The 22,346-nt window shown below is 53.6% G+C and carries 40 protein-coding genes, 4 tRNA genes and 1 pseudogene; 26 read left to right on the top strand and 19 right to left on the bottom strand.

Annotation, left to right across the window (positions count from 1 at the left end; genetic code table 11):
- The 3 genes and pseudogenes from rpl34e to APY94_RS03140 form a co-directional block, all read left to right on the top strand.
- Positions 1 to 121: pseudogene (gene rpl34e, locus APY94_RS13600) on the top strand (50S ribosomal protein L34e); the annotation flags it as partial.
- Between the two features lie 19 nt (positions 122 to 140).
- Entirely contained in the window at positions 141 to 722 is a 582-nt protein-coding gene (gene cmk / locus APY94_RS03145) for a (d)CMP kinase (protein WP_058938253.1), read from the top strand.
- A gap of 13 nt (positions 723 to 735) precedes the next feature.
- The gene (locus APY94_RS03140) at positions 736 to 987 is read left to right on the top strand and encodes a 50S ribosomal protein L14e (protein WP_058938252.1); all 252 of its coding nucleotides are present in this window, start codon (positions 736 to 738) and stop codon (positions 985 to 987) included.
- Between the two features lie 16 nt (positions 988 to 1,003).
- Here APY94_RS03140 and APY94_RS03135 read toward each other — a convergent pair whose 3' ends face one another.
- Positions 1,004 to 1,432 carry a hypothetical protein gene (locus tag APY94_RS03135; RefSeq protein WP_058938251.1) on the bottom strand — a complete coding sequence of 143 codons (429 nt, stop codon included), beginning with the start codon at positions 1,430 to 1,432 and terminating at the stop codon, positions 1,004 to 1,006.
- Positions 1,433 to 1,545: 113 nt separating this feature from the next.
- Here APY94_RS03135 and APY94_RS03130 point away from each other — a divergent pair, with 113 nt between their 5' ends.
- The 3 genes from APY94_RS03130 to APY94_RS03120 are packed head-to-tail and all read left to right on the top strand — an operon-like array spanning position 1,546 to position 3,002.
- The gene (locus tag APY94_RS03130) at positions 1,546 to 1,776 is read left to right on the top strand and encodes a type II toxin-antitoxin system HicB family antitoxin (RefSeq protein WP_245610394.1); all 231 of its coding nucleotides are present in this window, start codon (positions 1,546 to 1,548) and stop codon (positions 1,774 to 1,776) included.
- On the top strand, positions 1,748 to 1,987 hold the full coding sequence (locus tag APY94_RS03125) for a type II toxin-antitoxin system HicA family toxin (RefSeq protein ID WP_058938249.1): 240 nt from the start codon (positions 1,748 to 1,750) through the stop codon (positions 1,985 to 1,987). Before APY94_RS03130 ends, APY94_RS03125 begins: the two co-directional genes overlap by 29 nt.
- A 10-nt stretch (positions 1,988 to 1,997) precedes the next feature.
- Positions 1,998 to 3,002 (top strand): RNA-guided pseudouridylation complex pseudouridine synthase subunit Cbf5, encoded by a 1,005-nt coding sequence (locus APY94_RS03120; protein WP_058938248.1) that lies wholly within the window; start codon positions 1,998 to 2,000, stop codon positions 3,000 to 3,002.
- Between the two features lie 17 nt (positions 3,003 to 3,019).
- Here the strand turns inward: APY94_RS03120 and APY94_RS13135 are convergent, their stop codons facing one another.
- Positions 3,020 to 3,244: a hypothetical protein gene (locus APY94_RS13135; RefSeq protein ID WP_058938247.1), complete on the bottom strand. Its 225-nt coding sequence runs from the start codon at positions 3,242 to 3,244 to the stop codon at positions 3,020 to 3,022.
- Positions 3,245 to 3,300: 56 nt separating this feature from the next.
- Between APY94_RS13135 and APY94_RS12880 the strand changes: the two genes are divergently transcribed.
- The 17 genes from APY94_RS12880 to APY94_RS03035 all read left to right on the top strand — a co-directional run bounded on the left by APY94_RS12880 (position 3,301) and on the right by APY94_RS03035 (position 10,165).
- Positions 3,301 to 3,888, top strand: coding sequence for a class I SAM-dependent methyltransferase (locus tag APY94_RS12880; protein WP_083500602.1), 588 nt, complete (start codon positions 3,301 to 3,303; stop codon positions 3,886 to 3,888).
- Positions 3,874 to 3,960 (top strand) — tRNA-Ser (locus APY94_RS03110). The genes APY94_RS12880 and APY94_RS03110 overlap by 15 nt, the downstream gene beginning before the upstream one ends.
- A gap of 39 nt (positions 3,961 to 3,999) precedes the next feature.
- Positions 4,000 to 4,449, top strand: a complete 450-nt coding sequence (locus tag APY94_RS03105) for a 30S ribosomal protein S13 (RefSeq protein WP_058938246.1) — start codon at positions 4,000 to 4,002, stop codon at positions 4,447 to 4,449.
- Positions 4,450 to 4,459: 10 nt separating this feature from the next.
- Positions 4,460 to 5,002 (top strand): 30S ribosomal protein S4, encoded by a 543-nt coding sequence (locus tag APY94_RS03100; protein ID WP_058938245.1) that lies wholly within the window; start codon positions 4,460 to 4,462, stop codon positions 5,000 to 5,002.
- Positions 4,999 to 5,421: a 30S ribosomal protein S11 gene (locus tag APY94_RS03095; protein ID WP_014012526.1), complete on the top strand. Its 423-nt coding sequence runs from the start codon at positions 4,999 to 5,001 to the stop codon at positions 5,419 to 5,421. The genes APY94_RS03100 and APY94_RS03095 overlap by 4 nt, the downstream gene beginning before the upstream one ends.
- A 29-nt stretch (positions 5,422 to 5,450) precedes the next feature.
- The gene (locus tag APY94_RS03090; RefSeq protein ID WP_058938244.1) at positions 5,451 to 6,236 is read left to right on the top strand and encodes a DNA-directed RNA polymerase subunit D; all 786 of its coding nucleotides are present in this window, start codon (positions 5,451 to 5,453) and stop codon (positions 6,234 to 6,236) included.
- A gap of 1 nt (position 6,237) precedes the next feature.
- Positions 6,238 to 6,325 (top strand) — tRNA-Leu (locus APY94_RS03085).
- 68 nt (positions 6,326 to 6,393) lie between these two features.
- A complete protein-coding gene (locus tag APY94_RS03080) occupies positions 6,394 to 6,759 on the top strand; it encodes a 50S ribosomal protein L18e (RefSeq protein ID WP_058938243.1) in 366 nt (121 codons plus the stop codon).
- Between the two features lie 6 nt (positions 6,760 to 6,765).
- Positions 6,766 to 7,194, top strand: coding sequence for a 50S ribosomal protein L13 (rplM, locus tag APY94_RS03075; RefSeq protein WP_058938242.1), 429 nt, complete (start codon positions 6,766 to 6,768; stop codon positions 7,192 to 7,194).
- Between the two features lie 11 nt (positions 7,195 to 7,205).
- Positions 7,206 to 7,613, top strand: coding sequence for a 30S ribosomal protein S9 (locus tag APY94_RS03070; protein WP_058938241.1), 408 nt, complete (start codon positions 7,206 to 7,208; stop codon positions 7,611 to 7,613).
- Positions 7,614 to 7,651: 38 nt separating this feature from the next.
- Positions 7,652 to 7,849, top strand: coding sequence for a DNA-directed RNA polymerase subunit N (locus APY94_RS03065; protein ID WP_014012521.1), 198 nt, complete (start codon positions 7,652 to 7,654; stop codon positions 7,847 to 7,849).
- A gap of 16 nt (positions 7,850 to 7,865) precedes the next feature.
- Positions 7,866 to 7,943, top strand: a tRNA-Pro gene (locus tag APY94_RS03060).
- Positions 7,944 to 7,995: 52 nt separating this feature from the next.
- Positions 7,996 to 8,169, top strand: coding sequence for a DNA-directed RNA polymerase subunit K (locus tag APY94_RS03055; RefSeq protein ID WP_014012520.1), 174 nt, complete (start codon positions 7,996 to 7,998; stop codon positions 8,167 to 8,169).
- A gap of 6 nt (positions 8,170 to 8,175) precedes the next feature.
- Entirely contained in the window at positions 8,176 to 9,201 is a 1,026-nt protein-coding gene (locus tag APY94_RS03050) for a hypothetical protein (RefSeq protein WP_058938240.1), read from the top strand.
- 13 nt (positions 9,202 to 9,214) lie between these two features.
- Positions 9,215 to 9,820 (top strand): 30S ribosomal protein S2, encoded by a 606-nt coding sequence (gene rpsB / locus APY94_RS03045; RefSeq protein ID WP_058938239.1) that lies wholly within the window; start codon positions 9,215 to 9,217, stop codon positions 9,818 to 9,820.
- 40 nt (positions 9,821 to 9,860) lie between these two features.
- Positions 9,861 to 9,948 (top strand) — tRNA-Leu (locus APY94_RS03040).
- 58 nt (positions 9,949 to 10,006) lie between these two features.
- On the top strand, positions 10,007 to 10,165 hold the full coding sequence (locus APY94_RS03035; RefSeq protein ID WP_014012517.1) for a 50S ribosomal protein L40e: 159 nt from the start codon (positions 10,007 to 10,009) through the stop codon (positions 10,163 to 10,165).
- A 103-nt stretch (positions 10,166 to 10,268) separates the two neighbouring features.
- Here the strand turns inward: APY94_RS03035 and APY94_RS03030 are convergent, their stop codons facing one another.
- Positions 10,269 to 10,598, bottom strand: a complete 330-nt coding sequence (locus APY94_RS03030) for a PadR family transcriptional regulator (RefSeq protein ID WP_058938238.1) — start codon at positions 10,596 to 10,598, stop codon at positions 10,269 to 10,271.
- A gap of 107 nt (positions 10,599 to 10,705) precedes the next feature.
- Between APY94_RS03030 and APY94_RS03025 the strand changes: the two genes are divergently transcribed.
- The 3 genes from APY94_RS03025 to APY94_RS12875 all read left to right on the top strand — a co-directional run bounded on the left by APY94_RS03025 (position 10,706) and on the right by APY94_RS12875 (position 13,469).
- On the top strand, positions 10,706 to 11,005 hold the full coding sequence (locus APY94_RS03025) for an FUN14 domain-containing protein (RefSeq protein ID WP_058938237.1): 300 nt from the start codon (positions 10,706 to 10,708) through the stop codon (positions 11,003 to 11,005).
- 25 nt (positions 11,006 to 11,030) lie between these two features.
- The gene (locus APY94_RS03020; protein WP_058938236.1) at positions 11,031 to 12,341 is read left to right on the top strand and encodes a lipopolysaccharide biosynthesis protein; all 1,311 of its coding nucleotides are present in this window, start codon (positions 11,031 to 11,033) and stop codon (positions 12,339 to 12,341) included.
- A gap of 171 nt (positions 12,342 to 12,512) precedes the next feature.
- Positions 12,513 to 13,469 (top strand): integrase, encoded by a 957-nt coding sequence (locus APY94_RS12875; protein WP_157065453.1) that lies wholly within the window; start codon positions 12,513 to 12,515, stop codon positions 13,467 to 13,469.
- 22 nt (positions 13,470 to 13,491) lie between these two features.
- On the opposite strand, the gene APY94_RS03010 is transcribed toward APY94_RS12875, so the two are convergent.
- From APY94_RS03010 to APY94_RS02940, 16 genes are all read right to left on the bottom strand, one after another.
- Entirely contained in the window at positions 13,492 to 14,049 is a 558-nt protein-coding gene (locus APY94_RS03010; RefSeq protein WP_058938235.1) for a putative toxin-antitoxin system toxin component, PIN family, read from the bottom strand.
- Between the two features lie 3 nt (positions 14,050 to 14,052).
- The gene (locus APY94_RS03005) at positions 14,053 to 14,394 is read right to left on the bottom strand and encodes a hypothetical protein (protein ID WP_058938234.1); all 342 of its coding nucleotides are present in this window, start codon (positions 14,392 to 14,394) and stop codon (positions 14,053 to 14,055) included.
- 53 nt (positions 14,395 to 14,447) lie between these two features.
- A complete protein-coding gene (locus APY94_RS03000) occupies positions 14,448 to 15,359 on the bottom strand; it encodes a hypothetical protein (protein ID WP_058938233.1) in 912 nt (303 codons plus the stop codon).
- A complete protein-coding gene (locus tag APY94_RS13130; RefSeq protein ID WP_157065451.1) occupies positions 15,346 to 15,540 on the bottom strand; it encodes a hypothetical protein in 195 nt (64 codons plus the stop codon). Before APY94_RS13130 ends, APY94_RS03000 begins: the two co-directional genes overlap by 14 nt.
- A 3-nt stretch (positions 15,541 to 15,543) precedes the next feature.
- Entirely contained in the window at positions 15,544 to 15,882 is a 339-nt protein-coding gene (locus tag APY94_RS02995) for a hypothetical protein (RefSeq protein ID WP_058938232.1), read from the bottom strand.
- Positions 15,879 to 16,127, bottom strand: a complete 249-nt coding sequence (locus tag APY94_RS02990; RefSeq protein ID WP_058938231.1) for a hypothetical protein — start codon at positions 16,125 to 16,127, stop codon at positions 15,879 to 15,881. Before APY94_RS02990 ends, APY94_RS02995 begins: the two co-directional genes overlap by 4 nt.
- A complete protein-coding gene (locus APY94_RS02985) occupies positions 16,124 to 16,315 on the bottom strand; it encodes a hypothetical protein (protein ID WP_058938230.1) in 192 nt (63 codons plus the stop codon). Before APY94_RS02985 ends, APY94_RS02990 begins: the two co-directional genes overlap by 4 nt.
- 111 nt (positions 16,316 to 16,426) lie before the next feature.
- Positions 16,427 to 17,320, bottom strand: coding sequence for a hypothetical protein (locus tag APY94_RS02980; protein ID WP_058938229.1), 894 nt, complete (start codon positions 17,318 to 17,320; stop codon positions 16,427 to 16,429).
- A 1-nt stretch (position 17,321) separates the two neighbouring features.
- Positions 17,322 to 18,038, bottom strand: coding sequence for a hypothetical protein (locus tag APY94_RS02975; protein WP_058938228.1), 717 nt, complete (start codon positions 18,036 to 18,038; stop codon positions 17,322 to 17,324).
- A gap of 147 nt (positions 18,039 to 18,185) precedes the next feature.
- Positions 18,186 to 19,130 (bottom strand): hypothetical protein, encoded by a 945-nt coding sequence (locus APY94_RS02970; RefSeq protein ID WP_058938227.1) that lies wholly within the window; start codon positions 19,128 to 19,130, stop codon positions 18,186 to 18,188.
- Positions 19,131 to 19,391: 261 nt separating this feature from the next.
- On the bottom strand, positions 19,392 to 19,547 hold the full coding sequence (locus APY94_RS13320) for a hypothetical protein (protein ID WP_169791797.1): 156 nt from the start codon (positions 19,545 to 19,547) through the stop codon (positions 19,392 to 19,394).
- Positions 19,548 to 19,564: 17 nt separating this feature from the next.
- Complete coding sequence (locus tag APY94_RS02965; RefSeq protein WP_058938226.1) at positions 19,565 to 19,804, bottom strand: hypothetical protein; 240 nt, start codon at positions 19,802 to 19,804, stop codon at positions 19,565 to 19,567.
- Positions 19,804 to 20,505: a helicase HerA domain-containing protein gene (locus APY94_RS02960; RefSeq protein ID WP_058938225.1), complete on the bottom strand. Its 702-nt coding sequence runs from the start codon at positions 20,503 to 20,505 to the stop codon at positions 19,804 to 19,806. Before APY94_RS02960 ends, APY94_RS02965 begins: the two co-directional genes overlap by 1 nt.
- Before the next feature lie 23 nt (positions 20,506 to 20,528).
- On the bottom strand, positions 20,529 to 21,179 hold the full coding sequence (locus APY94_RS02955) for a hypothetical protein (protein WP_058938224.1): 651 nt from the start codon (positions 21,177 to 21,179) through the stop codon (positions 20,529 to 20,531).
- 195 nt (positions 21,180 to 21,374) lie between these two features.
- Positions 21,375 to 21,647 (bottom strand): hypothetical protein, encoded by a 273-nt coding sequence (locus tag APY94_RS02945; RefSeq protein ID WP_058938222.1) that lies wholly within the window; start codon positions 21,645 to 21,647, stop codon positions 21,375 to 21,377.
- A gap of 2 nt (positions 21,648 to 21,649) precedes the next feature.
- Positions 21,650 to 22,315, bottom strand: coding sequence for a hypothetical protein (locus APY94_RS02940; RefSeq protein ID WP_245610393.1), 666 nt, complete (start codon positions 22,313 to 22,315; stop codon positions 21,650 to 21,652).
- Positions 22,316 to 22,346: the final 31 nt, after the last annotated feature.

Raw genomic sequence — 22,346 nt, 5'->3', positions numbered from 1 at the left:
CAGCGAGCTCAGGAAGCTCCCGAAGACCGCCAAGAGGCCGGAGAGGCCCTACGCCAACCTCTGCCCGAGCTGCATGAGGAAGGTCATGAAGGCCCAGGTCAGGGCGGGCGTTGCCCTCTGATTTCGAATGAGGTGCTAACATGCCCAAGGGCTGCCTCGTGATAACCGTCAGCGGCCTGGCAGGCTCTGGAACAACCACTCTCTGCCGCAATCTCGCCAGGCACTACGGGTTCAAACACATCTACGCTGGACTCATCTTCCGGCAGATGGCGAAGGAGATGGGCATGACCCTGAAGGAGTTCCAGGAGTACGCCGAACTTCACCCCGAGATCGACCGTGAGGTTGACAGAAGGCAGGTGGAGGCAGCCAAGGAGTGCAACGTCGTTATCGAAGGCCGCCTCGCTGGCTGGATGGTCAAGGATGCGGACCTTAAGATATGGCTCGACGCCCCCATGATGGAGCGTGCAAGGCGCGTTGCCCGCCGTGAGGGAGTCTCCGTCGAGGAGGCCTTTGTGGGAATTGCCGAGCGCGAGAAGGGCAACAGGAAAAGATATTTAAACCTTTACGGGATTGACATCGACGACAAGTCGATTTATGACTTGATCATAAATACCGCCCATTGGAATCCCGATGGCGTCTTCGCGATTGTGAAGGCCGCCATCGACCACCTATACCCCGACGGTGACGCGGGGTCGGGTGCAAACCCGGGCAACAAAAAATGAGGAGGTGGGATGAATGCCAGCTATGGAAGTCGGAAGGCTTGCCGTTATAATCGCCGGAAGGAGGGCCGGAGAGAAGGTCGTCGTCGTTGACGTCATCGACAGGAACTTCGTCCTCGTTACCGGCGCTGGCCTCAACAAGGTCAAGCGCAGGAGGATGAACGTCAAGCACCTCGAGCCCCTTCCGGAGAAGGTCAGCATCGAGCGCGGCGCCGACGACGAGGCCGTCAAGGCCGCCCTTGAGAGCGCTGGAATAAGCATTGAGTGAGGGGGTTCTCCCCTCATCACTTCTCTGATAACCGGATCGTTTTTGATATTCCCGTTGCCACTTTTGCTTGGGGGTCTATGAGTATTGAGAGCTGGGCTTCGGCCAGCCCGGTGACGTTCAAAGTGTATGTTCTGAAAAACTTCCTTTTGGGCTCGACTGGTTCAGTCACGTTCAGGAGGATCTCCCCAGTGGGTGATTCCAGTTTCACAATTCCAATGTGCGTTTCAGCGCTGTCGTTGTTTATCATACTAACTTTGAGGATGAGAAGCTCGTTGTTTAACGTAATCCCAACGCTTACGTTCAGATGGTTGCTTATGTAGCCCATCCTCTCGTTGTTGGGTATGTTGCTCGGTACAGGAGTGTTTCTCTGACAGTACCACTGCCCAAAAAATACTGCTGTGAGTATGACCACAATGGCCAGAGCCGCGACCAGTTTCCTTTGCACTGTCCCCCCTGAGTTGGTACTATTTTGCATGATTTAACATTTTCTGTTCCTGATGATTAAACCTGCTGGCTATTAGTCGGATTTATAAGGGATTGTTCAACAAACCTTAGTGGGTGATAATTGTGAACATTCACGCGGTCATCTGGGAGGATGAGGGAGTCTACATCGTCCGGGAGGTTTTCACGGGCGTGACCACACAGGGGAAGACGATCGAAGAGGCCCTCAGAAACCTTAAAGAGGCCGTTGAGCTTTACCTTGAAGAGTTCCCAGAGATGAGGAAGCAGCTTGAGAAGATAAGGCTCGTGGGCGATTTCAATGTCCAGATTGCCAAGGCTCTCGGGTGAAGAGGTAGTTAAAGTGTTGGTATCAAAGTTTGGCTTTCAGGCCTCCCGTCAGAGGGGCAGCCACGTGGTTTTGGTTAAATATGTCGATGGAAGGAAAATTGGAACCGTTGTTCCCCTTCACCGGGAGCTTAAGGCTGGGACGTTGCTCGGAGTGCTCCGGCTTGCCGGAATCGATAAAGAGGAATTTATTGAAGCATTGGAAGATCCCTGAGGTGATGCTCATGGCGAGGGACGAAGTTAGGAGAATTTTGCCGGCGGACATAAGGCGAGAGGTCCTCATTAGAGACGACAAGGCCGAGACCAACCCCAAGTGGGGCTTCCCGCCGGAGAAGAGGCCCATGGAGATGCACATGCAGTTCGGCATAATAAACCTCGACAAGCCCCCCGGGCCGACGAGCCATGAGGTCGTTGCCTGGATCAAGAGGCTCTTCGACCTGAACAAGGCCGGCCACGGGGGAACCCTCGACCCCAAGGTCAGCGGGGTTCTTCCGGTCGCTCTTGAGAGGGGCACGAGGGTGGTTCAGGCCCTCCTGCCCGCCGGAAAGGAGTATGTGGCTCTGATGCACCTCCACGGCGACGTCCCGGAGAACAAAATCCGCGCCGTGATGAGGGAGTTCGAGGGCGAGATAATCCAGAGGCCGCCCCTGAGGAGCGCGGTCAAGAGAAGGCTGAGGACGAGAAAGATCTACTACATCGAGATACTTGAGATAGACGGCAAGGACGTGCTCTTCCGCGTTGGAGTCGAGGCAGGAACCTACATCAGGTCGCTCATCCATCATATCGGCCTCGCCCTTGGGGTTGGAGCGCACATGGCCGAGCTGAGGAGAACGAGGAGCGGTCCCTTCAAGGAGGACGAAACCCTCGTGACCCTTCACGACCTCATAGACTACTACCACTTCTGGAAGGACGACGGCATCGAGGAGTACTTCAGGAAGGCGATACAGCCGATGGAAAAAGCTGTGGAGCACCTTCCCAAGGTGTGGATTAGAGATTCTGCCGTTGCCGCCGTAACCTACGGCGCAGATTTGGCAGTTCCGGGAATAGTGAAGCTCAACAAGGGCATCAAGAGGGGCGACCTCGTTGCTGTCATGACCCTTAAGGATGAGCTGGTTGCACTCGGAAAGGCCACCATGACGAGCGGTGAAATGCTCCAGAGGAGCAAGGGAATAGCGGTCGATGTGGACAAGGTCTTCATGCCGAGGGACTGGTATCCCAAACTCTGGTGAGGGATTTGTCTCGACTCTCACTGCTTTTTGATGCCTTTTCTTCCCCGGTGGAGCCTCGAGGGGTAATGCTCCTCGTAAGGTTTGTCCTCCTCTGGTTCTGGCTCGATGTTCTGCTCTTTCTGCTCCTCGGTGTTCTTGAGCACTCCTCTTCTGAAAGCCTCGCCCTTCAGGGCGGGGAGGAGGTCAGTTGTTATGTCACTTGGAACGGTGTTCATGCTCGCCGGGGCCGTTGCGGGGGACACCCTCTGGCGCTTGGCCGGGGGTTCACCTTTATAAACCCATCAACGAACCACCCCACATGAGCCACTACTACTCCGAAGAGCCCAACGTCCCGCTGAAGACTAAGACCATAGAGGTATGCGTTAGGGGGCACTGTTTCAAGTTCGTCACGGCCAGCGGAGTCTTCTCCTTCGGGAAGCTCGATAGGGGAACGGAACTGCTCATAGAGAGCATGATAATCGATGAGGGGTGGCGAGTGCTCGATTTAGGGTGCGGCTACGGTGCGATAGGCATAGTTGCGTCCCGCTTCGTGGACTACGTCGTCATGACCGACGTGAACAGGCGCGCGGTGGGGATGGCGAGGAAAAACTTAAAAATCAACGGCGTTAGAAACGCCGAGGTGAGGTGGGGAAGCCTCTACGAGCCCGTCAGGGGCGAAAGGTTCAACGCGATCATCACTAATCCCCCGGTGCACGCGGGGAAGGAAGTGCTGAGGGAAATAGTTATAAACGCTCCCCGGCATCTCAACGATGGAGGCCTCCTGCAACTGGTTATCAAGACGAAGCAGGGGGCAAAGTATATTAAGGCTCTAATGGATGTCCACTTCACCGAAGTGAGAGAGCTGGCGAAGGGGAGCGGCTACCGCGTGTATGCCGGGATCGCCTAGCCTGGGATGGCGCGGGCCTTGAGAGCCCGTGTCCGCTTGGACACCGGGGTTCAAATCCCCGTCCCGGCGCCAAAATCCTCTCTGAAGGATTGAGATGGAGGTGTATTCGTAATGACGGACAACTTCAGACACATAGTCCGTGTAGCGGGAGTTGATTTGAACGGAAATAAGCAGCTGAGATGGGCCCTCACGGGCATCAGGGGTATAGGCATAAACTTCGCCACTATGGTGCTCAGGGTTGCAGGGATCGACCCGTACATGAAGACCGGTTACCTGACCGACGAGCAGGTCAAGAAGATTGAGAAGGTGCTCGAAGACCCGATCGCCCACGGTATACCCGCCTGGGCCGTTAACAGGCGGAAGGACTACGAGACCGGCAAGGACATGCACCTCATTACCGCCAAGCTCGTCATGGCCTGGCGTGAGGACGTCAACAGGCTCAGGAGAATACGCGCTTACCGCGGCATAAGGCACGAGCTCGGCCTCCCGCTCCGCGGCCAGAGGACCAGGTCGAACTTCAGGCACGGCAGCACCCTCGGTGTGAGCAGAAGGAAGAAGTGAGGTGATGTAGATGGGAGACCCCAAGAGGCAGAGGAAGAGGTACGAGACTCCCTCTCACCCCTGGATTAAGGAGAGGCTCGACCGCGAGAGAGTCCTCATGAAGAAGTACGCCCTCAAGAACAAGAAGGAGCTCTGGAGGCACGAGACCCAGCTCAAGGAGTTCAGGCGTAGGGCCAGGCGCCTCCTTGCCGCCCGCGGCAGGCAGGCTGAGATCGAGAAGGTCCAGCTCCTCCAGAGGCTCAACAGGCTCGGCCTCCTTCCGGCCGATGCTGCTCTCGATGACGTTCTCTCCCTGACGGTTGAGGACGTCCTCGACAGGCGCCTTCAGACTCTCGTCTACAAGAAGGGCCTCGCCAGGACCATTGGACAGGCCAGGCAGCTCATAGTTCACGGCCACATCGAGATAAACGGCCAGATAATACGCTCTCCTGGCTACCTCGTCCTCAGGGAGGAGGAAGACACCATAACCTATTCAAAGACCTCTCCTTTCGCTAAGGAGAGCCACCCCGAGAGGATGGTTATTGAACAGGCTAAGCAGGGTGAGGCCTCATGAGCGAGGAAGTTCAGCAGCAGGTTAACCTTAAGAAGAAGGAGAAGTGGGGAGTTGCCCACATCTACTCCTCCTACAACAACACCATCATCCACATCACCGACCTCACCGGGGCCGAGACCGTCAGCAGGTGGAGCGGTGGTATGGTCGTCAAGGCCGACAGGGACGAGCCCTCTCCGTACGCGGCTATGATAGCCGCCAGGAGGGCCGCCGAGGAGGCCATGGAGAAGGGCTTCACCGGAGTCCACATCAAGGTCCGCGCCCCCGGTGGAAGCAGGAGCAAGAGCCCGGGACCGGGTGCTCAGGCCGCCATTCGTGCCCTCTCCAGGGCCGGCCTCAGGATCGGAAGGGTTGAGGACGCCACCCCGATTCCGCACGACGGCACCAGGCCGAAGGGCGGAAGAAGGGGCAGGCGCGTCTGATTCCCACAACTTCTTTTTTGGTGATGCCGATGGAGCCAAAGTTTCAGATTCTTGAGAAAAGGGAGGACTCGATTAAGTTCATCGTCGAGGGAGTTGATGTACCCTTCGCCAATGCCCTGAGGAGGACCATCCTCGCGGACGTCCCGACCTTTGCGGTGGATGAGGTTGAGTTCTTCGAGAACGATTCCGCCCTCTTCGACGAGATAATCGCCCACAGGGTGGGTATGATACCTCTCACCACTCCCCACGAGAGGTTCTCCCTCGATTCACTGGAGCTTGACGAGTACACGGTTACGCTCTCCCTCGAGGCAGAGGGTCCCGGAATGGTTTACTCCGGTGACCTTAAGAGCAGCGATGAGGGCGTGAAGCCCGCCAACCCCAACATCCCAATAGTCAAGCTTGCCGAGGGCCAGAGGCTTACGTTTAACGCCTATGCAAGACTCGGCCGCGGAAAGGACCATGCCAAGTGGCAGCCCGGCTTCGTCTACTACAAGTACCTCACCAGGATTCACGTGAGCAAGGAGGTTCCCGACTGGGAGGAGCTCAAGGAGCTCGCCGAGAGGCGCGGTCTTCCGGCTGAGGAAACCGACGAGGAGCTCGTTATAACCACGATCAAGGCGTTCTACCTTCCGCGGAAGTTTGACGCCTACGTGGGGGAGAAGATTAGGGAAGAGACCGTACCTAACGCCTTTGTCTTCACCGTCGAGACCAATGGGGAACTTCCGGTTGAGGAAATCGTGACCATAGCCCTCAAAATCCTCATGAGGAAGAGCGATAGATTTATAAGCGAACTCCATAAATTAGCGTCCGACTGACGCGGGGGTAGCCGAGCCTGGCCAAAGGCGCGGGATTCAGGGTCCCGTCCCGTAGGGGTTCCGGGGTTCAAATCCCCGCCCCCGCACCAGTATTTACGCTCACCCCGTTGGACCTGTCGGTTTCCCACCTGCGAGAGAGCGTTAAGGAGGTATGTTCATGGTCAAGAGAACCGGACCCACTGACATCAACCTGAGGAGGCTCATCCGCTACCTCAGAAAGAAGTCTAACGAGGAAGGAGTTAAGATATGGAAGGATGTTGCCTGGCGCCTTGAGGGGCCCAGGAGGCAGAGGGCTGAAGTGAACGTCAGCAGGATCAACCGCTACACCAAGGACGGCGACACCGTCATCGTTCCCGGAAACGTCCTCGGTGCAGGAAAGCTCGAGCACAAGGTCACCGTTGCCGCTTGGAAGTTCAGCGAGACTGCCAAGAAGAAGATAGTCGAGGCCGGTGGAGAGGTCCTCACGATTGAGGAGCTCATCGAGAGAAACCCGAAGGGTAGTGGAGTAATCATAATGGAGTGATGGGCCATGAGGATAATTAACGCTGAGGGACTCATACTCGGAAGGCTCGCCTCGAAGGTCGCCAAGATGCTCCTTGAGGGCGAGGAAATCGTCATAGTCAACGCCGAGAAGGCCATCATCACCGGAAACCGCGAGGACATCTTCGCCAAGTACAAGCAGAGGACCGGACTGAGGACCAGGACCAACCCGAGGAAGGGTCCGTTCTACCCGAAGAGGAGCGACGAGATAGTCAGGAGAACCGTCAGGGGAATGCTCCCCTGGAAGACCGACCGCGGAAGGAAGGCCTTCAAGAGGCTCAAGGTTTACGTCGGCGTTCCGAAGGAGTTCGAGGGCAGGGAGCTTGAGACCATAAGCGAGGCCCACAGCTCGAGGATCGCAACCCCGAAGTACGTTACCGTTGGCGAGGTTGCCAAGTTCCTCGGTGGAAAGTTCTGAGGTGAGAGAAGATGAAGGTCATCCAGACTGCTGGTAAGAGGAAGACGGCCATCGCGAGGGCCACCATCAGGGAAGGAAAGGGTCGCGTCAGGATCAACCACAAGCCGGTTGAGATAATCGAGCCGGAGATAGCGCGCTTCACCATCATGGAGCCGCTCGTCCTCGCCGGAGAGGAGATAGTTGGCAAGGTTGACATAGACGTCAAGGTCGAGGGCGGAGGCTTCATGGGACAGGCCGAGGCCGCTAGGGTTGCCATAGCCAGGGCTCTCGTCGAGTGGACCAATGACATGAACCTCAAGGACAAGTTCATGAAGTACGACAGGACCATGCTCGTCGGCGACAGCAGGAGAACCGAGATGCACAAGCCCAACCGCTCAACCAAGGGTCCGCGCGCCAAGAGGCAGAAGTCCTACCGCTGATGGCTTTCCTTTAATATTCATTCGAGAAGGTGATACGGGTGATAGTCCCCGTCAGGTGCTTCACGTGTGGAAAGGTCATAGGAGACAAATACTACGAGTTTAAGGCCCGCGTTGAGAAGGGCGAGGATCCCGAGAGGGTGCTCGACGACCTCGGGATCGAAAGATACTGCTGCAGGAGGACCCTCCTCAGCCACGTCGAGCTCGTGGATAGCGCCATGAAGTACAGGGTGTATTAAAAACCGCACTTCTTGGGGGGCCGTGGGGTAGCTTGGTCTATCCTCCCGGCTTGGGGTGCCGGAGACCCGGGTTCAAATCCCGGCGGCCCCACCAAATGTTTGCAATGGATGTTTGATGCGGAATGTGGAAGGCAGGGGTGGTAGTCATGTTTAAGTATACCCGCTTTGAGAAGGCCCGTATCATCGGAGCAAGGGCCCTCCAGATAGCGATGGGTGCGCCCATACTCATCGACGTCCCAGAAGGAATCACGCCGCTCGACGCCGCGATGCTCGAGTTTGAGAAAGGAATAATCCCGCTCACCGTAATAAGGCCGAGCTGATGAGAGATGACCGTGATAGAGAACGTGATCGGCAGGGTTGCGGTGCTCAAGGGTGGCAGATACTCCGTTGAAGTAGACGTTGTGACGAGCTCTGGCTTCGGCCGCTTTGCCGCGCCCGTGGACGAGAACCCGAGCCTCTACATAGCAGAGGCTCACCGCGCTGTGAGCGAGGTCGACGAGATAATCGGGCCGGAACTCATAGGATTCGACTCGAGCGAGCAGGAGCTCATAGACAGCTACCTCTGGGAGATAGACGGCACCGAGAACTTCAGCCACATCGGGGCAAACACCGCGCTGGCGGTCTCAATAGCGGTCGCCAAAGCGGCCGCAAGCGTCAAGAGGATGCCCCTCTACAACTACATCGGCGGAACCTTCACCACCGAGCTTCCGGTTCCAATCCTTGAGATTGCGAGCGGTGAGGCCTTCGACTACTACGTCATGGTCAGGGACCTCATGGAGATAACCGACGTCGTCGATGCGGTTAACAAGGTCCTTGAACATGCAGAGGCCGGTACTGTGGAGGCCTTCTCGAAGGCCACCGAGAAAGCAACCGACGAACTCGGCCTCGAGGTTGCCCTCGGCCTCGTGCAGAGGGTTCCAATGGATATGGAGGAAGTGCTCTCCGTAGTCGAGGACAACAACGTGGCCTACATAAAGCCCCTCGGCGATGAGGGGCTGTTCCTCGAGCTAATCGCTGGCACCCACGAGGTGTTCGTTGACGGCGAGCACCTCTTCCGCGAGAAGGACATACTGGACAGGCGCTACTACAACGCCCTGTCGATAAAGCCGATAAACCTAGGCACGCTCACCGACTTATACAACCTCGTGAACGACGCGAAGTCGGAGAGGATAACCCCCATCCTCGCGGAGGCTCGCTACGAGTCCTCCGACGAGGCCCTGGCCCACGTTGCCGTGGGCCTTCGCTGTCCGGCGATGGTGCTCCGCAGGGATTCCATCGCCAAGCTGAACGAGCTTATTCGCATAGCCGAAGATTTGGGTGAAAGGGGTAGGATAATAACCTTTGAAGGATGAGGAGGTGTGAAGAATGGAGGAATACCTCGTTCCACTCGACCAGTACCTTGCTGCCGGTGTCCACATCGGAACCCAGCAGAAGACCCAGGACATGAAGAGGTTTATTTACCGTGTCAGGCAGGACGGCCTCTACGTGCTTGACGTCAGGAAGACCGACGAGAGGCTCCGCGTTGCTGGCAAGTTCCTCGCCAAGTTCGACCCCGAGAACATTCTCGCCGTCAGCGTCAGGCTCTACGGCCAGAAGCCGGTCAAGAAGTTCGGTGACGTTACCGGTGTCCGCTCGATACCCGGCCGTTTCCTCCCGGGAACCATGACCAACCCGCAGGTCAAGAACTTCATGGAGCCGGACGTCCTCATAGTCACCGACCCGAGGGCCGACCACCAGGCCATGAAGGAGGCCATCGAGATCGGCATACCGATAGTGGCCCTCGTCGACACTGAGAACTTCCTCAGCTACGTTGACGTTGCGATCCCGACCAACAACAAGGGTAGGAAGGCCCTTGCTCTCATCTACTGGATCCTCGCGAGGGAGATACTCTACAACAGGAAGGAGATCGAGAGCAGGGAGGACTTCAAGGTTCCGGTCGAGGACTTCGAGATGAGGATTATCAGGACCTGAGGGGAAGATTTTTAACGCCCCTCGCTTTACACTCCCTCGCGCGGGGGTGCCCGAGCCTGGCCAAAGGGGGCGGACTTAAGATCCGCTGCCGAAGGGCTACGCGGGTTCGAATCCCGTCCCCCGCACCAAAGCTTTAAAAGCCGAGTCGTGTAGGTGAAGACGGTTTAAGATCATGAGGTGATCACGATGGCGAGATTCCCCGAGGCTGAGGCCAGAATCTTTAGGAAGTACGTGTGCATGCGCTGCGGTGCCACTAACCCGTGGAAGGCCAAGAAGTGCAGGAAGTGCGGCTACAAGGGTCTCCGCCCGAAGGCGAGAGAGCCGCGCGGTGGAATGGGACGCTGAAGTCCCAATCTTTTGCTTCCCTATTTCTATGCTTCTCAATTCTATGCTTTTCTGGAAGACCGTGCAGAAACGCAAAAATTATTTGCGGGCGAGGTTGCCCCCTTCAGGCACCTTTCAGCTTCTCAACCATGTCCTCAAGAAAATCTATTCCATCCTCAAGGAGCCTCTCTCCCTCAGGGGTGAGCTTGTAGTACTTCCTGGAGGGTTTTCCCGTCTGGCTCTCCTGCCACTCCGCGGTAACGTACCCATCTTTCTCGAGCTTGTAGAGGACAACGTATGAGCTGACGGTCGCGGGCTCGAAGTTGAACGCCTCCCTTATCCTCTCTTTCAGTTCGTAGGCGTACATGGGCCTCTCCCGCAGTAGCCGGAGTATGTACAGCCAGAGAACCTCTTTAGTTATCTTGTTCTTGAGCCTTTCCATGGGGGTTGTCATGCTCTCACCCGACTTTTATGATCTGTAAATATTTTGGCTCCGTTTAATTTAAACGTTTTGGCAACAAGTTTTTATCCGATGAAGTGCAAGGATTTTAGGGTGGTAGAATGGAGTTCGACCTGAACGCTATGATGGGCGACATGGGAGTTGGGGCGGTGGTTGGGTTTGTAACCGGCTACGCCGTCAAAAAAATGATGAAGCTGGCACTTGCTCTCATCGGTGCCTACGTTGCCAGTTTGCTGTGGCTTGAACAGAAGGGTGTTCTCATAATCGATAAGGACAGACTCTTCAATCTCGTTGGCGACTGGACGCACGAAATAATGACCGCGAGCCAGAAGTTCATAGCTCTCCTGCCCGGTACCGCCGCTTTCGCTGGAGGCTTTGCGCTGGGATTCCACAAAGGTTAAAATCCGGCACCTGTTTATTATTTCCATGAGCTATGAACGTAGGGTCCTGCTACGTCACTCCCTGGCTTCCATAGTTGCCCTTGGAATAACGGGCCTCAGCAGGTTCCTGTATAGTGTAATAATAGCCAGACGATTTGGCGTGGACGTTCTCGGAACGGCCAATTCACTCATCTCAAAGGCGTTTTTTGTGGCAATACCGCTGAGCTTTTTTGCAGTGGCCCTCGGTAAGTATTCCTCGGAGTTCCTTGGGAGGGATGACATAGATGCCGTGCGTTCCATTACCCTGCCCGCGTTTTTGATGCCCGTTATTGGATTGTTGCTCCTTCCGCTCAACATGTACCTTTCCCTGCTGGCTGTCTTCCGCGCTGTTCAGCTGACCTTTCGGAGCTTCCTGTACGGGATTCACCGGGGGGAGCACTACGCGTATGTGATAGTGGTCTCCTTCATTGGATTTGCCTTAGGATTCCTTGTTCCCGATGTCTTTGCGCCATACCTGGTTTTCCTGGGCGTTATAGCCTTTGTCTCCGCCGTGTACCTATGGGTCGCTGGCTTTGTGGTACGGCCTCGCTGGGAATACCTCAGGCTGATGGTTACGTATTCCTCTTTCGCTTTCTTGGGAACCCTGTCGGGGGTCTTTCTGGTTCAGGGGCCCTACTTCATGAGCGAGCGTCTTCTTGGGTCTGAGGCTGCTGGAGAAGTGTCCGCTGTTCTCTCCGCAGTTTTTTTGCTGACGTACATCCCCCAGGTTCTTCAGTCCGCGATAATGCCAATGTTCTCGTATAAACACGGTCGGGCCGAGAGCGGATACGTTAAAAACCTGGCGGAGAAGGTTACGGAGTTTATAGTGTTAATCACTGGGAGTCTGGTTTTCATCCTCATGATTTTCGGCAGGGAAATTCTGTCAGCGGTCTTTGGATTTGAAATCGGCCCATCTTTCTACCTGGCCCTGATGGCCATTGAAATTTATGTGGCGTACAACCCAAGTATAGTGGCCCTCAACTCCACTGCCTACGTAAAACGCGGGACCCTGGTTTCTCTCCTTGGAGCGGGGGTGGCTCTCGTTTCATGGCTCCTTCTGGTGCCCGTTATGGGGTCTGTGGGTGTGATGGGGGGTCTTTTATTGGCGTATGCGACCATCCTTGCCGGCGTGGTTTATTACTCAAAGAGCTTGCTTGGGATCTCTCCCCATGTTTATCTCCCCCTCATTGCCGCACTGATTCTCCAAGCGAGTGTTTTCGTATCAAAGTACCTTCTCCTGATGGCGTTTGGAGTGTTCCTCTTTCTTGAGTTGCCGGTAGTCAGGTCTTTGCTTGAACTGGTTCGTGGTGTTAGTTAAGTTTATAAGTTTTCGACGGTTTATACACTCTGCCACGGTGCGGGGGTTGCCGAGCCTGGTCAAAGGCGGTGGACTCAAGATGCTCTTCTTTCGCCAAATGAAGGCCTCTCCAGTCAGAATGACAACAAAGAAGAGCCAAACACCGATAACGTTTTTACAAGAAAGGCTTTGGTGGACTCAACGGCCAAGATCCACTACGGTCGTGATAGACAGAAGTACGCTGAATGGGTGAAGAGGCGCACGCCGAGCATGGCCAAGAAGTATATTCCTCTGCTGGACAAATACCTCTGGGGGAAGAAGGCCAACACTCCAGAAGAGCTAAGGAGGATAATTGAGTCAATACCTCCAACAAAGAAAGGCAATCCCAACCGTCACGCCTACCTTGCGATAAGGAGCTACATAAACTTCTTGGTAGATACAGGAAGGATCAGAAAGAGCGAGGCCATTGACTTCAAGGCTGTCATCCCAAACATCAAGACCAACGCGAGAGCTGAGTCGGCCAAGGTGATAACCGTCGAGGACATCAGGGAGATGTTCAGCCAGCTGAAGGGGAAGAATGAGACTATTCTAAGAGCGCGAAAACTTTACCTCAAGCTTCTTGCCTTTACAGGCCTTCGCGGTGATGAGGTTAGGGAGCTGATGAACCAGTTCGATCCAAGGGTTGTGGATGAAACCTTCAAGGCATTTGGCCTGCCAGAAGAGTGGCGAGAAAAGATAGCGGTTTACGACATGGAGAGGGTCAAACTGAGGACCCGGAGGCATGGAACTAAGAGGGGATACGTAGCGGTGTTCCCTGTGGAGCTAGTTAGAGAGCTGGAGTGGTTCAGGCGCACAGGCTATAAACTGACGGCCGATAATTCCGACAAACACAAGCTTTTCAGGGATTATAGAAAGGTGAAGGACCTCGCCTTGCTGAGGAAGTTCTGGCAGAACTTCATGAACGACAACGTGATGAGCATCGTCCCAAACCCGCCGGCTGATGCTTTTCACTTGATAGAATTCCTCCAGGGAAGAGCGCCAAAGACGGTTGGAGGCAGGAATTATCGCTGGAACGTCAGGAACGCGGTGAGGATCTACTATTATATGGTTGATACGCTGAAAGAAGAGCTGGGGATTTTGGAACTTTAAGGTGAATGTTCGCCTTCTTCAGCTAAGCCTTCTTCCTCTTTTTCTTACACTTCTCCGCAGTCTTAGGATATGCTGAGCTTAAATAACTCTGGAATTCCCTCGCAGTCATAACATTGAAGTAATGTTGCCGTATCTTGGCCTTCCCTGTCTTACCTCCCGATACAACAAAATTTCCAAAGTGGCCGGTGTTCTGAGTGAGGAGAAACTTCGCCTTTGCCGAGTAAACAACATTGAGGAATTTAATATCCGACTCATCCTTAATAATCCTGATTATTGACTGATCCTTTGAGAAGTCCACCTTAGGCTTGATTTTCTTAGAATTCTGTTGTATGATTCTGATAAGTTCATCCGCAAGAGCCAAGACACCTTTCCGGTTTGTTTTTGAAGCTACTTCCATGGCAATAAAAGCGAGGGTGAACTTCATTTCCTCAATGACCTCACTGGAAACGTAGTTCTCAAGAACCTTTTCTCTAAGACAAGTAAGACAGAACCAAGCTGGACTCCTTGAGGGGGAGCGGGATTTAAGAGCGCTCACTAAAATAGAAGTATCAAATACCGTCCTGATTTTACTCCTCGGCATGAATCACACCAGTCCGGCCTTTTTCATTTTGGCTTCAATCCGCTTAAACTTCTTGTAGGACTTCCTAACCTCGCTCATTATCGCCTGAACACTCTTTGAAGTTTTCAGAGATTCAGGTTTTGTTTTCTCAGAGAACTCACCAGTCCCAAGTTTATCCATTACTGCCTTGACCTCGATAAACCATGCTACATCTTCAGGCTTTTCATGAATCTTATTGGCTATTAAAGTGATGAGATCGGTTGCAACCTCCTCACCCGAGAGGAATCTAAACCTAATGTTTGTGGCCACTTTTTCCACCATCCTAACTTTCGTCTTCTCACTCTTAAGATTAACTCTCGACGCCATTTAGAACCCTCCAGATTTTATCATATAACGTGGATTATAAGAAAAAGAAAGAATCACGGAAGCGGATTAAACGCTATTAACCCGTCTAGGATATAGCGTATGTAAACATCCGTTACTTTATACGAATATGACGAGTAGATATATATGTAGAATCTAAGACGTTTCTCGAACTCTGATGGGAACCACACTAACTTAAAGACAGAAGGGACGGTAGTTGTAGAATAAAAAGCACCTGCACCTGTGAATTCAGCGTATATTCTCGTCGTTGGAGTATCCCCACCTGACCAGTCCCTCGAAGTCCAATTAATAATTCCAGCGAGGAAAACATTGTTTGCTTCAGCTCCGGACAGAGGTACACTTACATTCCAAGTTTTACTACCCTTACTGGTGTGGTACCATCCCACGGAAAGTAATAGTTGTGGTGCAAGAGATGAAACAATACCCTGTGTATCACTCTCTTTTTTTGTTGAATTCATTGTAAGTGTGAGATTTCCGAGTTTTCCGGTAGCAGGCTGGCCTGTACTTGTGGAAAAGCACGTATTGTCCCAGTAATCAACGATAAATGCGCTGTCGTCCGGGTAATCGCTACTAACCCACGTCAGGTCAGCATTCTGGATATAGTAATTGATAGTTAATTGTATTGTATCCGTCCCGAATAACCCTGTGTAATCAGAGTTTGAATAATAGCTAACTTTGAGAGTTATCGCATCCTTCATTGTCCCCGCTGGGTTAATCCCTGGCAGTAAGTCTTCCGAAACCACCAGCGTAGAGTTAGCGTTCACAGAATACTGCTTTATCGTCGTCCCGTCTGCAAAAGTAAAGTTTGAATTCCCTGCATCAATGATTTCAACCTCTACGTAAGTTGTTTTTGATTTTGGGTTCGCTATACTGAATTTAACCGGGACTGCATATGAATCCACCTGCTCGTTATGATACTTTACCATACCCGTATTAAGCTGATACATAATTACCACCTTCCCCAATTACGAGTAGATAAAGGATAGTTCCTGAGGTCGTGCCTCCAGAGGCGTTTTCAATAAACATTATCCCAGACCCCGTGTTTCCGCTTGGTGTTATGCTCACTAAGTTATGTTTAAGCACACGACTGCCACCAGCGCCTTTTATTAATAAGGTCATAAGCCTCACCGCTCAGATGTAGCTAATGTTCACTAAAACCGTGTCCGATATTGTGATACCCGGCTTTGGTTCAACCTCGACGACGATTTTTCTAACGGCCTCTTTTGGGATCGGCTGAATAAACACCTGTCCGTTCAATCCCGGCATGAACTTATGCTCCCAGAACGGTTTGGTGTCCCCAAATTTATAGATTTTAACCGTTACATAGTCATCGTTTCCATGACTCGCGGTAATCGCACAAATTCTAACTGGGGTTCCAAAGTCCCAGTTAGTAGACCTCTCGGTGTCGGTTAGTTCGATTGGTATGTTATCAGCCGGCTCGAAGTAGGCATTCACCTTAACCTCGCTCATTTTCCATACCTCCTCGCGTACCAGGTTGCGATTTTAACCACTATGATAATCCCCACGATGGGGAGAAGCAGCTTCCACCATTCAACTCTATCCCTCTGGGGTTCGGCTGGAGATTTTGGTTCAATATCCTTCTTCTTTGGAAGGGAGAGCTTGAACCCGCCGACGCGCTTAACTACCTCGCTTTTACCCTCCGGCGCTGGAGTGGCCACCGGCATCACGAAGTCAATCAGGTTAACCCCGCTCATTTCACCCACCCATTCTCAAGCCTGCTTATCCTTCTCTCATGGTTGTATATCCTCTCCTCAAGCTCCCTCAGAGTAGCCACTGTGTCCTTTAACATGAGTTCGTTTGACCGGACTTTGGCATAAACGCCGAGCATTGCGGTAAGCACAACGCTACTGAGTGCAGCTATAACCTCAGTCGGAACCTCCATTTACCTCACCCTCTCGATGAACTTCTTAAACTCGATTTGAAAAGCAACCCACAAGACAAAGAGGATTAGCGCCTAGACTATTGTATCCCTGTCTATTTTCATGCTCCCACCTCACCGCGCGTAGATCGGCGTCCTGATGGGAAGAATATGACGGGTTGGAGGAATCCCAGGTTTTGGCTTTGGTTTGGGGGTGATTACCGGAGTGTAGCCGATGACGATTCCCCCGCCTGGCGTCTTCGGGTAAACTTCGCGAATCAATTGGTCCTGTTCCGGAAGCGGGAGAGGCTTTAGCCAGGGTCTCTTGGTGTCTTTCATAACGTCCAGCTTTGGAGTGGCCTTGTCCGGGTTCTTCTTTCTCCACTCTTCCTTTTTCCTCTCCAGCTCGCGGCCATACTTAACTATCTGGTCGAGACTCATCTGATTCGGGTCTTTCCCTGCCGCCTTCAAAGCCGCTTTAACCCCCTCAAGCCATGCGTTGAACTGCGCGTAGGTCGAGAACCCATACTTCATAGCCAAAGCATCGAGGTCATTAACTGGCTTGCTTGAGTAAGGGGACTTAACGAGGGTGTTCTTAACCGTCTCGATATAAGTAGAACCTGCGTAAGTCTTCGTTTCCCCAGGCTTCACCGTATCCCCGTATTTGTGTAGATTCCCCTTCTCATCCACTCCCGCGTTTCCAGGCTCCCACTCGGGACCGCCATAGTGAACGCGCGTCTTCGCCGCGTTTCCCTCTGGAGTCCCCGGCTGGGTTATCATCGTCCAGATGTCCTCGCCGGTTTGCCTAAACTTCTCCGGCGCCTGCTCGAGGTCATTTTTGAGGTCATTCCCAAAGTCCTCAGCCTTCTTTGCGAGGTCTTCAATGTGCTTCCCTGCGTCCTTGAACATTCCGAACATCTTATACATCATATAGATGATGAAGACGAACGCCAGGAAGTAAAGGACTATCTGAAGAACCGTCCCCACGTTGTCCCTCTCCTTCCATGCCACGATAGCCGGGACTGCCATTTTAACCCCTCCTCATGAAGTAGTAAAGAACCGCGAGACCCAGGAGTCCCAGGCCGACCTTCCTAAGGTCAATCCCCCTCCCCTGCTGAACCGCGGTGGTGTGGACGGTGTGAGGCTCGGCGTTGGTCGGAACCCTCGTCGCCACGATGGTCGGCTTTGGCTCAGGCTCTGGAACGCTCTTAACCCCAGTGTTCCTCTCCAGCTTTTCGAGGACGGGTCTAGGCTTAGGAGTGGGTATTGGCTTTGGTTCAGGCTTTGGCAGGATCCTCTTCCCATCAGAATAGAACCCCTTAGTGTTCCTCACCACCATGCTCCTCAGCGTGTCCTCATACTTCTTCTTCGCATCAGGGATATACGGGTGCTCCCTCGCATCCCACGCCTGGGTGAGAACCACCTCAAGCTCGTGATACCTCGGGTCGTATTTGGTCGAACCGGTCAGCCTCTTCCGCAACTTTGCAATTGCCTCCGGCTGGGACTTCGAAGAGTTCACGATGTCCTGGATTTCCTTGAGTCCAATTCCGTACTTCCGCCTGAGAACCTCGTCCGGGGATGGCGGTCTGGGTGGGATGTCCCTAACGTTGCGCGGCTTCTTCTCACGGATGTTCAGAAGCTTCCCCCCAGGGTGCGCTCGCTTCCACGCCTCCATCTCCTCCCTGGATGAAAAGTACTTTACCCCAACTCGTCCACCGGGTAGCACATAACTCGCCGTGAATCCCATTTTAACCACCTCAAAACTGATTTAAGCCTCTGATTCAAACCGGCTGATTAAAAGAGAAAGAAAAGTCACTTTCTCCTGCCGCTCTTCTTCCTCCTGGAACGGCGAGTCCTGCGGTGAGTCTTCCTTTTCCTAGCCATCCCAATCGCCTCAGAGGCTGATAACCTGCGGGACAACCTCGTGGCTTATGTAGCGAACCTTTCCGCTCGCGGTCGCCTTAAGTGCTATCTTAAAGGTTCCTGAACTCTCCTCCCTGAGGTCAAGGCCGCCTATCACGACCTCCTGGTCGTAATCGAACATGGTCATGCCGTCAGGGACGCTCGGCAGCTTGTACTGAATCTTGTCCAGCTCGCGGCTGGTGGCATAGTCAATCTTGTAAAGCTGAATCTTCGCCGGCCTCGTCCTGACGAGTGCATACTTATCGACTATATCAGCTCTCGCTCCGCTGTCGTCGTAGAACACGAGAAGCGCGCGCTTAAGGACTGAACCGACCGGAAGCTCAAAGACCTCCGTAAGCTCGCCAAGCGCGTTGAAGGATTTTTCAATCGCGTAGACCTTCGGCTCCTCGATGAAGAGTTCGCCGTATTCAGCACCGGCATAGGTCATAACGTACTCTTCCCCGTTCTCATAAACCTCTTTGTCCAGGGTTATCTTTATGCTCGCATCGCTCAGGCTAACGTCGGTGGTTATGCTGGTGTTCCACTCAACCTTGATCTGAAGCTGATCCTTTATGAGTGCATGAATCTTCCCAGCGTCCAGCATGATAAGGAACTGGACGCTCTTGGTTCCACTCGCGGGAACGGTAACCGTGCCGGAAAGGTCGAGTGCCTTTCCGTGAGTGCCGTAGATGTTTATATAAGCTATGTCAGTCCCCTTAAGTGCGTAGTGAACAACGTTACCGTTAGAAACGACCCTGATTTCATTAATCGCCTTCAGAACGTCCTCCATCGTGATGTTAGCGTCAGCGGCTCCACCATTGCTGAGGGTTATGCTCGCGAGAAGCGCGATGCTGTCAATGACCCCGTTGCGCGGGATGTCCACGCTCTTCACCTGCAGGGTGAGAACGTCATCAAGGGTTTCCTTCACCTTATACACTTTTCACACCTCCCTGGTCTCGCTGCCGCGCCTTTAGACCTTCAGCATCTTCTTCAGCCACTTCTCCCAGACGAACAGCGCAACTATAACGCTCACCATGTTCACCAGAAAGTCTCCCGTAAAGATCTCCTTCCAATCCATCTCGCTCACCTCGCGGTTGATTTTATGAGGCCTTACGGCCTCGCCATAGAATAAGCTCCCAGGATATTTAAGCAATGTAACTAAAAACTGAAGAAAAGTGGAGAAACTGGAGAAAACGGCCTAACTCGCGTTTTTGGCCTGATGATACAGGTGCTTGATGACCATGCTGACCGAAACGTCCTTCTCGCTCACGCCGAGCTTCCTCACCAGCTCGCCACGGACCCTCTCAACAATCTCCTTCGCCTCGCGGTCGAGGTAAACACCCATCCCGCTCACCTCTCTATCCTCCTCTCTCAAATATAAAACCCTAACGCCAGCCAGACCAGGAAAGCCAGGCCGTAAACATAGCCAATGAGAAACTCCACCACGTCCCCAAGGGTTGCCGTTGGATTCTCATTCTCACGGACCTCATAGGCCGTGAAGATTACGAGGACCAGCAGGCTCCAACCCAACAGGAACGCACTGAAAAAACCGAGGACCGCATGGAGGATGGAACGCTTATCATCAAAAAGATAAAGCTTCGCCAAGGCCATCACCCAAAATGCCTCGTCCTCCTAACTACCAGCTCCCTCTTGATAATCCGCGTCCTATTCGGCGGGATAAACTCAATCAAATCATGCTCCCTCAGCCGGTCGTTCAGCTCGCTGAACCCAGGGATCATCCGATTGAGGTAAATCACATCATTCGGCACATAGTGCTGGAAGATGAAATGCCTCTGCGCCTGCCGGAAAAGCAGCTTCGGGAAGTCAGCAATGGACTGCGTAATCGCCACCGTGTAAAGCTTCCCATCGCGGCCTTCCCTGAACAACTGCTCCAACTCCTTCCCCGGCCTCCTGGAGGAAGGATTATACCTATGAGCCTCCTCCACCACAATGATCCTATCCCGATCCCTCCTGAACAGCTCATCCAGAAGCGGCTTGTAGTACTGTTCCACGAGACCGTCCACACCAATCCTGCTGATCGTCCCCCTCGTCGGAACCACGAGGACCTGGTCAAAATCAATAAGCTTCCTCCAGTTGTACCTAGTACCCACCTTCACCTTGAGGAGCCGAACACCTGGAAGGGTAACCAGGCCGATATGGTTCTTAACCTTCGTGTCCAGGACGATGAACCGCCGACCCCGCTCGTAAGCCTGTTCAATAAGCCACCCCGCGAAAAAGCTCTTCCCGCTCCCAGTGTTCCCATAAATCAGGTCAATCGACCAGGACGGAATATCAACGTCCAGAATCGCCAAGGTATCACCTCCAGAAAAAGAGATTAAGAGCCAAGGTTCTTCCGAATCTTCGCCAGAAGCTCACTCTCAGGCTTTTCCGGCTCCTTCGGCTTAGCACTCTCACGCAAAGCCTCCATCTCGGTCTTCACCGGCCTCTCCTCCCTCTTCCCCTCGCTCGAAAGTTCCTTCGCAGAGGTCCTGGACGGAAGTTCCTTCGACTCCTGGCCTTTTCCCCCGCCGGCCTTGGCCTTCTTCACCGCACTCTTATACATCCACGTCAGGAACAGCAGGGACCCAGCGCCAACTAAAAGGCCAAACTTCCCGCTCACCTGCAGAACCTGACCCTCAACCTTCTCCAGATACCAGAGACCGGAGTTAAAGCTCGGCCGGCCAATGTCCCACCAGATGGAAAAGTCCACATCCACCCCTGCCTCCTTCGCCTTCCTCTCCAGCGTCCTCACGTAGTAGTTCGCCAGGACCGTAAGCTGGTGGTCCTTCTCGGCGAACTCATCCAGCCTCGCGTTGAACTCCTCCTCACTCATCAGGCCTGAAGTCCCGGCAACCTCTTCAACCTCGGCCTCCTCCTCATTCAGCAGCTCCTCGACTTCCTTGAGGTCCTTATCAACGTCCTCGACCAAGGCCGTGATGTCCTTCTCGTCCAGGACGACCTCTTGAGCAACGGCCTCCTCACTCATTCCCCTCACACTCCGGGAATAGTCTAATAACTGGGACTCCCGCCGTTAAGTCGTCCAGTCTCACCGCCATCACCGCGATGGCACACCGGCCATTGGCCAGATACCACATGCACTCATGGCGCAGGCATTCTCTGTTTATCAGCGGACAAAAACGCTTAACCGGCTCTTTTGGTTCCACCCTCAAAAGCACCCCACTCACTCTCCCACCACCTTGAAGCTCGCCACAAGCCTAAGCTTCCTCTCCTCCCCCAGCTCAATCACCAGGGAATTCCTGTCCTCCACGTGCTTCACCCTCGCCTTGCCGAGGAGAGTCATGATGGCATCCTGAAAGTCCCCGCTCTCCGGCGGTTCAACGTCAGTCTCATTCAAAGCCTCCAGCAGGGAATCAACCCACTCTTTAAGCCTCTTCACCTTCACGGCAGTAACAGGGTTCGCCATCGCCATGGCCAGCTTCGCCTTATCAAACACTTTCAACCCCTCCTTAAGTTGCTCTCAATCTTCCCAAGAACCGGACTCGACCGGACGACCGGCTTGTCCTCCTCCTTGGCATCCTTCAACGCGCCGAGCCTCTTCAAGTGCCTGAACATCTCATCAAACCAGCCAACCTTATAGAGATAGTACGCAAAAGCCAGGCCAACTCCAACAGCGTAAACCTTCCACGACAGCTTAGGCCTCGGCAGAGAAAACCGCTTCACCCTTTCACCCTTCACCTTCTCACCCTTCTTATCACCCGATTTCACCCGGGAGACCTTGGGTGAATCACCCTTTTTCACCGGGGGATTTTGGGTGATTTTGGGGGAATCACCCATTTTCACCTTATTTCCCCCATTTTCACCCGGTGATTCACCCATTTTCACCCCTTCACCGGGGGAAACTTCACCCTCTTTCACCGATTTCCCCCCAGTTTCACCGTCTTTCACCCCCGCAGCCTCTACCTTTTCTCCACTCTCCTGCTTCCTCTTCCCCAGAATCTCCTCCTGCTTCTCCTGCGGAAGCTTCAGAAAGTCCTCGTAAAGCATTACCCTCTTAGACTTGCACACAGAACACTGCGGCTTCTTCGCACGGCTCCAGAACTTGTTCCCACAGCGAAGACAGATGTAAAGCCTTCTCCCGCTCGCGTCCTCCACCAGTCTCACCACCTTTCACCCAATTTCCCCCCGTTTCACC

Source organism: Thermococcus celericrescens (assembly GCF_001484195.1).
Taxonomy (GTDB): Archaea; Methanobacteriota_B; Thermococci; order Thermococcales; family Thermococcaceae; genus Thermococcus; species Thermococcus celericrescens.
This window is presented reverse-complemented; position numbering and strand designations above follow the sequence as displayed.